This is a genomic window from Burkholderia sp. AU19243 (assembly GCF_018148075.1).
GTDB lineage: Bacteria > Pseudomonadota > Gammaproteobacteria > Burkholderiales > Burkholderiaceae > Burkholderia > Burkholderia latens_A.
This window is the reverse complement of the sequence record NZ_JAGSTV010000020.1, coordinates 66,177-80,040: the sequence shown is the minus strand read 5'-3', so window position 1 is coordinate 80,040 and position 13,864 is coordinate 66,177. Positions and strand designations below refer to the sequence as shown.

Annotated in this window: 10 protein-coding genes; 6 read left to right on the top strand and 4 right to left on the bottom strand. The window is 68.4% G+C overall.

The window, feature by feature from the left end; translation table 11 throughout:
* Positions 1–285 precede the first annotated feature (285 nt).
* Positions 286–4,020, top strand: coding sequence for a DNA translocase FtsK (locus tag KDW55_RS29670; RefSeq protein WP_282972729.1), 3,735 nt, complete (start codon positions 286–288; stop codon positions 4,018–4,020).
* Positions 4,021–4,152: 132 nt separating this feature from the next.
* Here KDW55_RS29670 and KDW55_RS26940 read toward each other — a convergent pair whose 3' ends face one another.
* Positions 4,153–5,400, bottom strand: a complete 1,248-nt coding sequence (locus KDW55_RS26940) for a lactonase family protein (protein WP_156432188.1) — start codon at positions 5,398–5,400, stop codon at positions 4,153–4,155.
* A gap of 166 nt (positions 5,401–5,566) precedes the next feature.
* Here KDW55_RS26940 and KDW55_RS26935 point away from each other — a divergent pair, with 166 nt between their 5' ends.
* Positions 5,567–7,396, top strand: coding sequence for a glycoside hydrolase family 15 protein (locus tag KDW55_RS26935; protein ID WP_069241604.1), 1,830 nt, complete (start codon positions 5,567–5,569; stop codon positions 7,394–7,396).
* A gap of 209 nt (positions 7,397–7,605) precedes the next feature.
* Positions 7,606–9,096 carry a polyhydroxyalkanoate depolymerase gene (gene phaZ, locus KDW55_RS26930; RefSeq protein WP_040144742.1) on the top strand — a complete coding sequence of 497 codons (1,491 nt, stop codon included), beginning with the start codon at positions 7,606–7,608 and terminating at the stop codon, positions 9,094–9,096.
* A gap of 91 nt (positions 9,097–9,187) precedes the next feature.
* Here phaZ and KDW55_RS26925 read toward each other — a convergent pair whose 3' ends face one another.
* Positions 9,188–9,820, bottom strand: a complete 633-nt coding sequence (locus KDW55_RS26925) for a TetR family transcriptional regulator (protein ID WP_040144743.1) — start codon at positions 9,818–9,820, stop codon at positions 9,188–9,190.
* A 156-nt stretch (positions 9,821–9,976) separates the two neighbouring features.
* Between KDW55_RS26925 and rsxB the strand changes: the two genes are divergently transcribed.
* Together rsxB and nth are read left to right on the top strand one after the other, a co-directional pair.
* On the top strand, positions 9,977–10,987 hold the full coding sequence (gene rsxB, locus KDW55_RS26920) for an electron transport complex subunit RsxB (protein WP_209824490.1): 1,011 nt from the start codon (positions 9,977–9,979) through the stop codon (positions 10,985–10,987).
* A complete protein-coding gene (gene nth, locus KDW55_RS26915) occupies positions 10,984–11,628 on the top strand; it encodes an endonuclease III (RefSeq protein ID WP_040144745.1) in 645 nt (214 codons plus the stop codon). The genes rsxB and nth overlap by 4 nt, the downstream gene beginning before the upstream one ends.
* Positions 11,629–11,734: 106 nt before the next feature.
* Here nth and KDW55_RS26910 read toward each other — a convergent pair whose 3' ends face one another.
* The gene (locus KDW55_RS26910) at positions 11,735–12,664 is read right to left on the bottom strand and encodes a DMT family transporter (protein WP_040144746.1); all 930 of its coding nucleotides are present in this window, start codon (positions 12,662–12,664) and stop codon (positions 11,735–11,737) included.
* Between the two features lie 279 nt (positions 12,665–12,943).
* Between KDW55_RS26910 and KDW55_RS26905 the strand changes: the two genes are divergently transcribed.
* Positions 12,944–13,378: a DUF1841 family protein gene (locus tag KDW55_RS26905; RefSeq protein WP_059546360.1), complete on the top strand. Its 435-nt coding sequence runs from the start codon at positions 12,944–12,946 to the stop codon at positions 13,376–13,378.
* 96 nt (positions 13,379–13,474) lie between these two features.
* On the opposite strand, the gene KDW55_RS26900 is transcribed toward KDW55_RS26905, so the two are convergent.
* The gene (locus KDW55_RS26900) at positions 13,475–13,834 is read right to left on the bottom strand and encodes a cytochrome c (RefSeq protein ID WP_040144749.1); all 360 of its coding nucleotides are present in this window, start codon (positions 13,832–13,834) and stop codon (positions 13,475–13,477) included.
* Between the last annotated feature and the right edge of the window lie 30 nt (positions 13,835–13,864).

Sequence of the window (13,864 nt, the reverse complement as noted above, 5' to 3'; positions counted from 1 at the left end):
GCTCGGAGATGTGTATAAGAGACAGGCCCAGCACCGCCCGCCCCTGCGCGCGCACCGCTCTATGCCTGGGTGCAACAACCGGCCGAGCCGATCGCGCCGGCGCCGAGCGTGCACGACACGCTGCGCTCGATCGAAGCCAGTACCGCGCAATGGGCGGCGCTCGATGGCGCACGCCCGAGTAACGGGGCGGCGACAACGGCTGGCGCTGCGGCTGCGAGCACGACCGCTCCGGCGGTTGCAGCAGGCAGCGTGGCCGCGTCGGCACCGACTGCCTCGCCGGGAGCGATGGTTTCCGGTCAAGCTCCAGTCGCACAGCGCGATGCAGCCCGCGATCCGGACGCGCACGAAACCGCATCGCCGCCATACGACGACGATCCGATCGTGCTCGACGCGTTCATGCCAGGCCGCCAAGACGTGCGCATGCCGCTCATCGATACTGGCCCGACGACGTTCGCCGACGCCGCGCAGCCCGCGACGCCGAATCTCGGCGTCGAAGCCGACGCGCCGCCCCATCATGCAGACGTCGTGCCAGTCGCCGCGCCGGCAATCGACACGCCGATCGATCCTGCACCGTGGGAAGACGCCGCCAGCCGGCCGATTGCCGGCTTCGATGCGTCGCCCGCCGCTCAGCCGGCCGATTCCTTCGCATCGGCCGAAACGATGGGCGGCACGGACGAAATTACGGACCGCGTGAAACCCGCCGAACCGGCCGCGCTGCCCCCTCCCCTCCCCGCTTCGTCGACGACCGCAACGCCGGCGCGGGCAGTTGGCGACACGATCCCGATGCCGCTCGCTGGAATCGCGGCTGCACCGCTGCCCGCGTCGGGTGCGGCCCCGGCCGACGCCCTGACCGGAACGGTCTCGAGCGCGGCAGCAAAGGACGACGGCGAAACCGCTACGCCGCCGGCAGACCCGCAACGCGCAGCGCCATCGGCAACGGGACGCGTGTGGGTACCCGCGCCTGCTCCATCAACGGCCGTCTCCGCGACCACGGAATCCGTCTCTGGCAACGCTCCTGCATCGGCCCAGCCGTCACAATCGCTGCCCGCCGAACCTTCCTCGGTCGCTGAAGCGGCATTGGCAGCCGGTGCGTCGTCAGTCGGCAACGCGCCGGCTTCCGCTGCGCCCGCGCAGGCAAATGGTTCGGCCAGCCCGACTGTCGCGGCGGCGCCTGCGATTGCCGGCATGACGTATACGGCTCCCGATTCGATGTCGCGCCCGGCCACGTTGGCGCCCCCCGCAGCGACAGTCATGTCGATTGCGCCATCCGCGCCCGCGGGCGCCATCGGGACCACGGAGGATGCCGGCGGGCGCATGCCCGTTGCCGCGCCGCCCGCGCGCGACGCTTTGACGCCTGTGTCCGGCACTGTTACACCGCCGCCAGCGGCTGGCGGTTCGTTCCCGTCCGCCGTGCCGCCGTCTGCGCCTCCAGCAGCACCGGCGTCCCTTTCCACGCCGGAGCCCGCCGCGCCGCGCATCGCCGCCGGCGCGGATTTTGCGGCCGCGCCCAACAGCGCGGCTGCAGGCGCCACCCCTGCGTCTGCGACGAACGCGTCCTTCGCCGCGAAACCTTTCGCCGCTGCGCCGGTCGCGTCCGCGCCGACTTCTGCGCCGACTTCTGCGCCGACTTCTGCGCCGACTTCCGCGCCGACTTCCGCGTCGACCTCAGTCGCCAACGCTTCCAGTCCGATCACGACGCAGCCTCACGGATCGGCCCCGCTCGCAGCCACCGCAACAGGCACCGCTGGGACCGCCGCGATCGCGGCAACCTCATCACCCGCCGCGTCGGCCCCCGCAAGCACCGGCACGATCTCTGGTGCATCCGTATCGCAACCGGCGCCGAGCGCGACCGCCACGGCGGCAACGTCCGGGCAGCGCGCAAGTGCGCTCACCGCAACATCGAGCACACTTGTCACACCTTCGGCCGCGCCGTCGAACCGCGCCCCCGACGCGCCGACGATCGGTACGCCGGCCGCACTGGCTGGAGCAACGCCGCCGGCAACCGCTACCGTGCCCGCGGCTGTCGCGGTTCCGTTACCGCATTCCAACGCACTCGCGTCGACAAACACCGCAGGAACCGCTTCGCCCGCGGCGTTCGGCGCGACGCCGGCGGCGCCCGCCAGCGCCGTTGCGTCCACGCCCGCATCGGCTGCCTCTCTGACGCCGCCCGCTTCCCCCATCGCGCCGGCATCGACGTTGCCGCCCGCATCGACTGCGCGGACGCCGGTCGGCGCAGCCACCCCTGCACCATCGAACGCGCCCGTGCCCGCGCCGCAGATTCAGTCCGTTGCCACGCCGCAGACGCCCGCCGCTTCGCCGGCAAGCTGGTCGACGCTTGCAGCCGCCCAGCCGCCGGTGGCCGCCGACATCACCGCCCCCGCGCCCTGGGTGAGCGCGCCTCTCGCTGCCGCCACGTTGACGCCGGCAACCGATGCGTCACAAGCAGCAGCCCAACCGGCCGCCCCGGCCCCCGACGCAGCCGCCGCCCCCGCCCGCCCGCCGCGTCCGAACGCTTTCGAATTCCACGCGCCCGCGTCGTTCAACGTCGAACTGCCGACGCTCGACCTGCTCGAGCCCGCGTCCGACGACGTCGAACCGATCACCGACGAACATCTCGCCCAAACGGCCCAGGTGATCGAGCAGCGGCTGCAGGAGTTCAAGGTGCCGGTGACGGTGGTCGGTGCATCGGCGGGCCCGGTGATCACGCGCTTCGAGATCGAGCCCGCACTCGGCGTGCGCGGCAGCCAGATCGTCGGCCTGATGAAGGACCTGTCGCGCGGCCTCGGCCTCACGTCGATCCGCGTCGTCGAGACAATTCCCGGCAAGACCTGCATGGGCCTCGAACTGCCGAACGCGAAGCGCCAGATGATCCGGCTGTCGGAAATCCTCGAATCGCGCCAGTACCAGCATTCGGCATCGCAGCTGACGATCGCGATGGGCAAGGACATCACCGGCCACCCGGTCGTCACCGATCTCGCGAAAGCGCCGCACATGCTGGTCGCCGGCACGACGGGCTCGGGCAAGTCGGTCGCGATCAACGCGATGATCCTCTCGCTGCTGTACAAGGCGACGCCCGAGGACGTGCGGCTGATCATGATCGACCCGAAGATGCTTGAACTGTCGGTCTATGAAGGCATCCCGCATCTGCTCGCGCCGGTCGTCACCGACATGAAGCTCGCGGCGAATGCGCTGAACTGGTGCGTCGGCGAAATGGAGAAGCGGTACCGGCTGATGTCGGCCGTCGGCGTGCGCAATCTCGCGGGTTTCAACCAGAAGATCCGCGACGCCGAGGCAAAGGAAAAGAAGATCGGCAATCCGTTCTCGCTGACGCCCGACGATCCCGAGCCGCTGTCGAAGCTGCCGCTGATCGTCGTCGTGATCGACGAACTGGCCGACCTGATGATGGTCGCCGGCAAGAAGATCGAGGAGTTGATTGCCCGACTCGCTCAGAAGGCGCGCGCGGCCGGCATTCACCTGATCCTCGCGACGCAGCGTCCGTCCGTCGACGTGATCACCGGCCTGATCAAGGCGAACATCCCGACGCGCGTCGCGTTCCAGGTGTCGTCGAAGATCGATTCGCGCACGATCCTCGACCAGATGGGCGCCGAATCGCTGCTCGGCCAGGGCGACATGCTGTTCCTGCCGCCGGGCACCGGCTACCCGCAGCGCGTGCACGGCGCGTTCGTCGCCGACGAGGAAGTGCACCGGATCGTCGAATACCTGAAGCAGTTCGGCGAGCCGCAGTACGAGGAAGGGATTCTCGACGGCCCGGCAGCCGACGGCGCGACGCAGGACCTGTTCGGCGATGCGCCGGATGCGGAAGCGGATCCACTGTATGACGAGGCGGTCGCGTTCGTCGTGCGCACGCGGCGCGCGTCGATTTCGTCGGTGCAGCGCCAGCTGCGGATCGGCTACAACCGCGCCGCGCGTCTCGTCGAGCAAATGGAAGCGGCCGGCCTCGTATCGTCGATGGGCATCAACGGCAGCCGGGAGGTGCTCGTGCCGGCCGCGGCCGACTGAGCATCGCGGCCGCACGGCCGCCGGCATCGCTTACGGGCGCGCCGCGCAAGCGGCTGCCCACAGTACGAAGGGCGCTGCGTCGGCAGCGCCCTTTTCGCATCGACCGGGGATCGACCGTGAATCGACCGCGTTTTACTGCGCGACCGGTACGAGCTTGAAGTCCACCGGGCTGCCGACCGCCACCTTCTGCGGATTCGGAGCTAGCTGGCCCGTTGCGACGTCGCGGCCGAATACGTAGAACGTATCGCTGTCCTGGTTGCCGACGATCAGCCACTTGCCGGTCGGATCGATCAGGAATTCGCGCGGCGTCTTGCCGAGGCTCGACTGGCGGCCCACCGTCTTCAGCCGGCCGTCGGCCTGGTTCACCGCGTAGATCACGATTTCGTTCACGTCACCGCGATTGCTCGCGTACAGGAACCGCCCGTCCGGCGACAGGTGGATCGCGCCGCCGCCGACCTTGCCCTTGAAGCCCGGCACGGTCATCGGCAGCGTCTGCAGCGGCGTCAGCTTGCCGTCCCGATAACCGAACACCTCGACCGACGCGTTGAGCTCGCTCGTCACGTACGCGAACCGGCCGTCGGCACTGAACACCATGTGACGAGGACCGGAACCGGCCTTCACCGGCGTATAGCGCGTATCGGTCGGACTGATTAGCCCGCGGCTGCCGTCGACGGTATAGCGATAGCCGTAGATCTTGTCGGCGCCGAGATCCTGCACGAACAGGTACCGCCCATCCGGCGAGAACACGGTCGAATGCACGTGCGCGCCGTCCTGACGGCCTTTCACGGGCCCGGTGCCTTCATGGTGCACCGTGAGCACGGCCGGGTCGACGGCGCCGCCGTCACGCACCGGGAACACGGCGAAGCTGCCGCCCGGATCGGCGGCGACCGAGTAGTTCGCGGTGACGAGGTACTTGCCGTCCGGCGACAGCGCGAGATAGCAGGGGTCGTTCCCTTCCGACGACACGCGGTCGATGAACGTGAGCGTGCCTGTCTTCGCATCGAAGCCGAACGCGCTGATGCCGCCGCGCTGCGCGGCCGGCCCGTTGTCGCCGGGCAGTTCGTTGACCGCATAGACGGTGCGACCGTCGCGGCTCGGCAACAGATAGGAAGGGTTCACCGTTTTCGCGGACGACACGGGCGCGACGCTGCCCGTTTTCGTATCGAAGCGGTACACGTAGATCCCGTCGCTGCCGTGGCCCGTATAGGTGCCGACGAGCAGGTTGTAGACGCCGTCGGCCGGTGCCGGCGCTTGCTGCGCGAATGCGTGGTTCGCGGACAGCGACAGGACGATCGCGAAACCTTTCATCCAGTGAGCGAGCCTAAGCGGGAACCCTCGTGTCGTGGCGCGCGCGTCATGCTCGCGTAAACGGTTGGGCATTGAATCCTCCTTGCATCGAGTCGCTTCAAGTGTTGAGATAGGACGAAACGCCGGCCGTCAACGCGCTCCGCCGCCCGGCCGAGTATACGGGGCGCGGCGCCGGCACGTGAAGCCCGGACGCCGCAGCCTGCATTGTGAACTCGAATAACCCAAGGACCGCTTGCCCATGCCCGCCCTGATCGAAGACTACGCCCTTGTCGGCGACGGCCATACGGCCGCGCTGGTTTCAAGAGACGGCTCCGTCGACTGGCTGTGCTGGCCCCGCTTCGATTCGGGCGCCTGTTTCGCGGCGCTCGTCGGCACGCCGGAACACGGCCGCTGGCTGCTCGCGCCGGCCGCCGACGTCGCGATCACGCACACGACACGCCGCTATCGCGGCGACACGCTGATTCTCGAAACCGACTACGAAAGCGCCGACGGCGCCGTTACGGTGATCGACTTCATGCCGCCCGGCAACGGCTGGTCGGAATTCGTGCGGATCGTCGTCGGCCGCCACGGCACGATGAAGATGCGGATGGAACTCGTGTTGCGCTTCGACTACGGTTTCTCGATTCCCTGGGTCACGCAGCTGTCGCGTGAAAACGGGATGAAAGCCATCGCCGGCCCCGATACGGTCGTGCTGCGCACGCCCGTGCCGCTCATCGGCAAGAATCTGCACACGCTCGCCGAGTTCACGGTGAGTGCCGACGAGCGCGTGCCGTTCTCGCTCGGCTATGCGGCGTCGCACCTGCGGCTGCCGCCCGCGCGCGACCCGCTGTCGATGCTTGCACGCACCGAGAACTACTGGCTCGAATGGTCGGGACGCTGCCAGGTGCAAGGCCGCTACGCGGCGGCCGTGCGCCGCTCGCTGATCACGCTGAAGGCGCTCGCGTACGAGCCGACCGGCGGGATCGTCGCCGCGCCGACCACATCGCTGCCCGAGAAGATCGGCGGCAACCGGAACTGGGACTACCGTTACTGCTGGCTGCGCGACGCGACCATCACGCTGCTCGCGCTGATGCGCGGCGGCTACTACGACGAGGCGCGCGCGTGGCGCACGTGGCTCGGCCGCGTGATGGCCGGCTCGCCCGAGCAGATCCAGATCATGTACGGGATCGCGGGCGAGCGCCGCCTGCCCGAAATGGAACTCGACTGGCTGCCCGGCTACCAGGATTCGAAACCGGTGCGCGTCGGCAACGGCGCCGCGAACCAGCTGCAGCTCGACGTGTTCGGCGAAGTGATGGCCGCGCTGCACCTCGCGCGCGTGGGCGGGCTGCAGGCCGACGACACCGTGTGGTCCGTGCAGTGCTCGCTGCTCGACCATCTCGAGAAGATCTGGCAGGAGCCCGACGAAGGCATCTGGGAAACGCGCGGCGGCCGCCGCCATTTCACGTTCTCGAAGGTGATGGCGTGGGTCGCGTTCGATCGCGCGATCAAGTCGGCCGAGATGTTCAGGCTGCCCGGCTCGCTCGACCGGTGGCGCGCACTGCGCGACCGGATCCACGCGGATGTGTGCGCCAACGCATGGCATGAAGGCAAACAGGCGTTCGCGCAAAGCTACGGCAGCGACGAGCTGGATGCGAGCGTGCTGCTGATGCCGCTGCTCGGCTTCCTGCCGCCCGAGGACCCGCGCATCGTGGGCACCGTCGATGCGATCGAGCGGGAATTGCTGCACGACGGACTCGTGATGCGCTACCGCACGACCGAGTACGACGACGGTCTGCCGCCCGGCGAAGGCACGTTTCTCGCATGCAGCTTCTGGCTGGTCGACAACTACGCGCTGCTCGGCCGGATCGACGACGCGCACCGGCTGTTCAGCCGCCTGCTCGCGCTGTCGAACGATCTCGGGCTGCTCGCCGAGGAATACGATCCGGTGGACGGCCGGCTCGTCGGTAATTTCCCGCAGGCGTTCTCGCACGTGGCGCTCGTGCATACCGCAATGAACCTGATGCACCACGAAGAAGCAATGGCGCGCGCCGCCGGCCAGCCCGCGCCGGCCGTGGCGACGGGGCGTTGACGGGCGGCGGGGGCCGGCTTTTTCAGAGAACGTCAATTCGCAAAAGTTTGATGAAAAATTGAGGAAATGTTGCATTGCAACACCCATCGTTGTCCGATATGATCGACTCGATTGTCCGGCCGCGCTGCAACATGGCCGGTCGCTGACCCACACGGCACGCCGCGACGCCCCACGCCGCCCGCACCGTCCCCCACGCGGGAGTTGTCTGCATGCTTTACCAATTGCACGAATTCCAGCGGGCCATGCTGAGCCCGCTTACGGCCTGGGCCCAGGCCGCTTCCAAGTCGTTCGCCAATCCGTCCAGCCCGTTCTCGCTGATGCCCGGCGCGACGCGGATGGCCGCCGCGTACGAACTGATGTACCGGCTCGGCAAGGACTACGAGAAGCCCGAATTCAACATTCATCAGATCGTCAAGGACGGCCACAACATTCCGATCGTCGAGCAGACGATCATCGAGAAGCCGTTCTGCCGGCTGCTGCGCTTCAAGCGCTACTCGGACGACGCCGACGCCGTCACCCAGCTGAAGGACGAGCCGGTCGTGCTGGTCTGCGCGCCGCTGTCGGGCCACCATTCGACGCTGCTGCGCGACACCGTGCGCACGCTGCTGCAGGATCACAAGGTGTACATCACCGACTGGATCGACGCGCGGATGGTGCCGGTCGAGGTCGGCCCGTTCCACCTGCACGACTACATCGCGTACATCCAGGAATTCATCCGCCACATCGGTGCACGCAATCTGCACGTGATCTCGGTATGCCAGCCGACGGTGCCGGTGCTCGCCGCGATCTCGCTGATGGCAAGCCGCGGCGAGGACACGCCGCTCACGATGACGATGATGGGCGGCCCGATCGACGCGCGTCGGAGCCCGACGTCCGTGAACTCGTTGGCTACGCAACATTCGACCGCATGGTTCGAGAACAACGTGATCCACACGGTGCCCGCGAACTATCCGGGCGAAGGCCGCCAGGTGTATCCGGGCTTCCTGCAGCACACGGGCTTCGTCGCGATGAACCCCGAACGCCACGCGCAATCGCACTGGGACTTCTACCAGAGCCTGCTGCGCGGCGACGAGGACGATGCCGAGGCGCACCGCCGCTTCTATGACGAGTACAACGCGGTGCTCGACATGGCGGCCGAGTATTACCTCGAAACGATCCGCATCGTGTTCCAGGAGTTCCGGCTCGCGGAAGGCACGTGGGACGTCGAGGGCGAGCGCGTGCGTCCGCAGGACATCAAGCGCACCGCACTGATGACGATCGAGGGCGAGCTCGACGACATCTCGGGCAGCGGCCAGACGCACGTCGCGCATGAGCTGTGCACGGGCATCCCGCAGGACGACCGCCGCAGCCTGACCGCCGAGAAATGCGGTCACTACGGGATCTTCTCGGGCCGCCGCTGGCGCACGATCATCTACCCGCAGCTGCGCGACTTCATCCGCGAGCACGCGCCGGAACCGAAGAACGGCGCGGCGAAGCTGCCGCCCGATGCGCAGGACGCGACCGCGATCGGCGGCGTACCGGCCGCCACCACGCCGCAGCCCGAAACGACGGCGCGCGCCGCCGCCGCGAAACGCACGCGCACGAAAGCGCCGGCGGTGACGGTCGCCCCCGTGAGGACGCCGGCCGCGAAGGCCGCGCCAAGCGCGAAACGCGCAGGCAGCACGCGCGCGAAGCCGGTGCGCGCCCGCAAGGCCGCCTGACACGCTGCGTTCCGACGCAAAAACGCCGCCGGAGCTTGCGCACGGCGGCGTTTTTGCGTCGGGGGGCCCAGTGGTTCGTCGATTCGTCGGCTCAGCGCCGCAGCAGATACGCTAGCAACACCTCGGTGTTCATCCGGACCATCTCCGCGCGCTCGTCGGCTTCGCTGAAGTCGCGGCCGAGCGTCGCGGCGAGCGTGAAGCGGTTCGACACGATGTAGTAGCCGAGTCCCGACAGCGTTACGTAGAAGCGCAGTGGATCGACGTCGCTGCGGAACAGCCCGGCCTTCTGGCCGCGCATCAGCACGTTGCCGAGCTTCGCGACGATCGGCGACATCATCTCGCGGATCCGCGTCGACTTGTGCAGGTAGCGCGCTTCGTGGAGGTTCTCGTTGTTGATGAGCCGCAGTAGTTCGGGGTGGTCGCGGTAGTAGTCCCACACGAAATGTGCGAGCCGCGTGACGGCTTCGACGGGCGCGACGCCATCGAGATCGAGCACGCGCTCGGCTTCGGTCAGCGCGGAGAACGCGTGTTCGAGCACGGCCGTAAACAACTGCTCCTTGCTGCCGAAGTAGTAATACAGCATGCGCTCGTTGGTTTCGGCGCGCCGCGCGATCTGGTCGACGCGTGCGCCGAACAGCCCTCCACCCGCGAACTCTTCGGCTGCCGCCATCAGGATGCGGCGGCGTGTACCTTCAGGATCTCTTTTGATTTTTGGCTGATTCATGGTGGCGTTTTGCTATGTGAGCCGCGTGATCCGGACCGGTACCCCCACCGCCTCGGCGCCGGCCGCCGTCGAACGGACGCGCCGCGCGCGGCCGCCCTACTGCTGAGCCCCTGCAAAAAAGCGGTTCGATTATGCGCATAGACGGCGTCCAGCGCAATGCGGGAAATCGGCGATAATCGAGGTTTGGCAAACCTTTCCGGCCACGTGCGACGTGGCCGAGAGCCATTCGGCGCTGCCGCGCCCGTTGTCACCGTGACCGATTCCAAGACCCTCGCGGATCGCATCGAAGATCTGCTTCCCCAGACGCAATGCACGAAGTGCGGCTATGACGGCTGCCGTCCGTACGCCGAGGCGATCGCCGCCGGCGACGCGAACTACAACCAGTGCCCGCCCGGCGGCGCCGAAGGCATCGCGCGCCTCGCGAAACTGCTCGGCAAGCCGGTGATTCCGCTGAATCCCGTCAACGGCGCCGAGCACCCTCGCGCCGTCGCGTTCATCGACGAAAACCTGTGCATCGGCTGCACGCTGTGCATGCAGGCGTGCCCGGTCGATGCGATCGTTGGCGCGCCGAAACAGATGCATACGATCGTCGAATCGCTGTGCACGGGCTGCGACCTGTGCGTGCCGCCCTGCCCGGTCGACTGCATCGCGATGGTTCCCGTCACCGGCGAGCGCACCGGTTGGGACGCGTGGTCGCAAGAACAGGCCGACGCCGCGCGCGAACGCCACGATCGCAGGCTCGCACGCCAGCGCCGCGACCGCGAGGCCGCCGAAGCGCGCGCGGCCGCCCGCCGCGCGGCGAGCGCGAGTGCCGGTGCGGGCAACGCGCCGGCCGCGGCAGACACAGGCAAAGCGAGCGCCGCACCCGCCGACGACGCCGACGCGAAGAAACGCGCGATCATCGCAGCCGCGCTCGAACGCGCGCGCAAGAAGAAGGAAGAGCTGTCCGCGCAAGGCGCCGCGCCGAAGAACACCGAGGGCGTGAGTGCGGCCGTGCAGGCGCAGATCGATGCGGCCGAAGCCCGCCGCAAGCGGCTCGCAGAACAGCAGGCGCAGCGTGCCGCCGAGGCCGCGGCAGCCGACCGCGACCACGACGGCAGCACGCCAGAAGACAACAACGCCGAGCAAAACGGCCCGTCCGCCCCGCCCGACAAGCACCGTCCATGAACGCCACCAAACGACGCGCGATCTACGAAACGCTGCAAAGCCTCAATCCGCATCCGACCACCGAGCTCGAATACACGACGCCGTTCGAGTTGCTGATCGCGGTGATGCTGTCGGCGCAGGCAACCGACGTGTCGGTCAACAAGGCAATGCGGAAGATGTTCCCGGTCGCGAACACCCCGCGACAAATCGTCGCGCTCGGCGAGGAAGGCGTCGCCGACTACATCAAGACGATCGGTCTGTACCGCACGAAGGCGAAGAACGTGATCGCGACGTGCAACATCCTGCTCGAGCGCTACGACGGCGAGGTGCCGGCCGATCGCGAAGCGCTCGAGAGCCTGCCGGGCGTAGGCCGCAAGACCGCGAACGTGGTGCTCAACACCGCGTTCGGCCAGCCGACCATCGCGGTCGATACACACATCTTCCGCGTCGCGAATCGCACGGGGCTTGCGCCGGGCAAGGACGTGCGGGCCGTCGAGGCCGCGCTCGAGAAGTTCACGCCGAAGGAATTCCTGCACGACGCGCATCACTGGCTGATCCTGCACGGACGCTACGTATGCAAGGCGCGCAAGCCCGAATGCTGGCACTGCGCGATCGAGCCGCTGTGCGAATTCCGCCCGAAAACGCCGCCGCCGAACGAATGATGCGCGTCAGCCGCGGCTGACGAATCATCGCATCGGGTTATCTGCTCGCGGCACGCGCGGTGCGGCCGGCCGGCGCCGTTACGCGCCGGCGGCTTCCCCTTTCCCGTCAAGCATTGGACGTCGCCGTCGCGTCGTCGGCTGCCGCGCCGCCCGCGCGCACCAGCGCCAGCACGGCCGCGAGGATCGCGACGGCGCCCGCCCACTGCAGCGGCGCCAGCGCCTCGCCGAACAGCAGCGCGGCGAGCGCGACCGTCACGACCGGTTCGAGCGTCGACAACATCGACGTACGCGCGGCCCCGAGCCGCTCCAGCCCGGCGAAGAACGCGAGCATCGCGGCCACCGTTGACACCAGCGCGATCGCCAGCATCGACGCCCAGCCGGCGGCCGTCGCCGGCCAGCGCGGCGGCGCGCCGAACGCTGCGGTCCGCACCAGCGCGATCGCGACGAGCGTCGCGGTCGCCGACAGGCAAATGATCGCGGTGGTCGCGACCGGATCGACGCCGCGCGTCGCTTTCGTGCCGCCGACGATGTACAGCGAATAGATCACCGCGGCGGCCAGCGCAAGTGCGATGCCGAGCGGCTCGCCATGGCCGCCGCCGACCATCAGCGCGGAACCCGCGACGCAGAGCACCAGCGCGATCGCCTTCGCGCGCGTGAGACGCTCGCCGAGCCACCACGCGGCGAGCAGCGTGACGAATGCCGGGTACAGGTAGAGCAGCAGCGCGACGAGACTCGCCTGCGCATGCTGCAGCGCGCTGAAATAGCAGAACGACTGCCCGACGTAGCCGAGCGCCCCCATCGCGACGAGCGGCGCGAGCGCACGGCCGCGCGGCCAGGTGACGCGGCGGTGCCGTGCGATCGCGGCGAGGACCGCACCCCCGATCGCGAAGCGCACGATCAATAGTCCGAGCACGTCGACGCCGCCCGCATACGCATAGCGGCCGAAGATCGCCATCGCGCCGAACGCGGCGGCGGACAACGCGACATAAAGCGCGCCCTGCAGCGCGGCGGAAGGTGAGCGGACGGTGGCGGACATGGCGAGACGGCGCGAGCGCGACGACGGGAATCGTCGGAGTGTAGCGGCGCGGCGGCGGCCAGCCTAGCCCGCGCTTACCCGTTGCGCCGCGCGGCCGACGCAGCGGCAGTCAGCGCCGCCTGCGCGGACCAGCAGCCAGCGCCCACAGCCGCCGCCACGCACGACGGCCTGCAATCCGCGTTCCGCTCGCGCGCGACGAGGCCGCCTGCATCGCGCGCCGACCCGGCGTACAATGCGCGACGCGGCACGACGCCGCCCGAATCACGACGTTTCCCCACCATGTTCAATCCGAGTCGCGACGAAGTCCGTCGCTTTTTCACCGAAACCTGGCGCAAGCAGCGCGCAGGCGAGATCCTGACGCCGCTGGAAGCGATGGCCGCCGACTGGATCGCCGAGCACCCCGAATACCATGACGACCTCGCGGACGCCGACGGCGCCGCCGCGCGCAATTACACGCCCGAGGAAGGCCGCACGAATCCGTTCCTGCATCTGTCGATGCATCTCGCGATCAGCGAGCAGTTGTCGATCGACCAGCCGCCCGGCATCCGCGCCGCGCACGACAAGCTGGCCGCGAAGTTCGACTCGACGCACGAAGCGCAGCACGCGATCATGGAATGCCTCGGCGAAACGATCTGGGAAGCGCAGCGCACGGGCACGCCCCCCGATACGGACGCTTACCTGCAGCGCATCCTGCGTCGCGCGTCGCGCGACTGAGCGCCGCAGCGCTGCGGCCATATCGGCCGACGGACAAAAAAATACCCCGCCGCGGCGGGGTATTCGTGCCGCACGGGCCGCAACGGCCCGGCGCGCTTACTTCTTGAAGACGAGATCGGTCTCTTTCAGCGATTCGATGTAGGCCGCGATGTCCTTCATGTCGTTGACCGACAGGTTCTGCACCTGCGCCTGCATGATCGCGTTGTTGCGGCCGAGCAGCGGGTTCGTCAGGCCCATCTGGTACTGGCGCATCGCCCACACGAGGTAATCGGCGTGCTGGCCCGCGAGGCGCGGATACTCGGCGTTGATCGGCTTGTTCAGCTGCGCGCCGTGGCAGGCCGCGCAGTTGTGCGATTCGACCAGTTCCTTGCCCTTCGTGATGTCTGCCGCATGCGCGGTGCCGATCGCGAGGCCGGCCGCCAGTGCAACCGCCGCCGTCTTGAATGCGTTGTTCATGAATGCTCCTGTCCCGCCGGTAAGAATCGG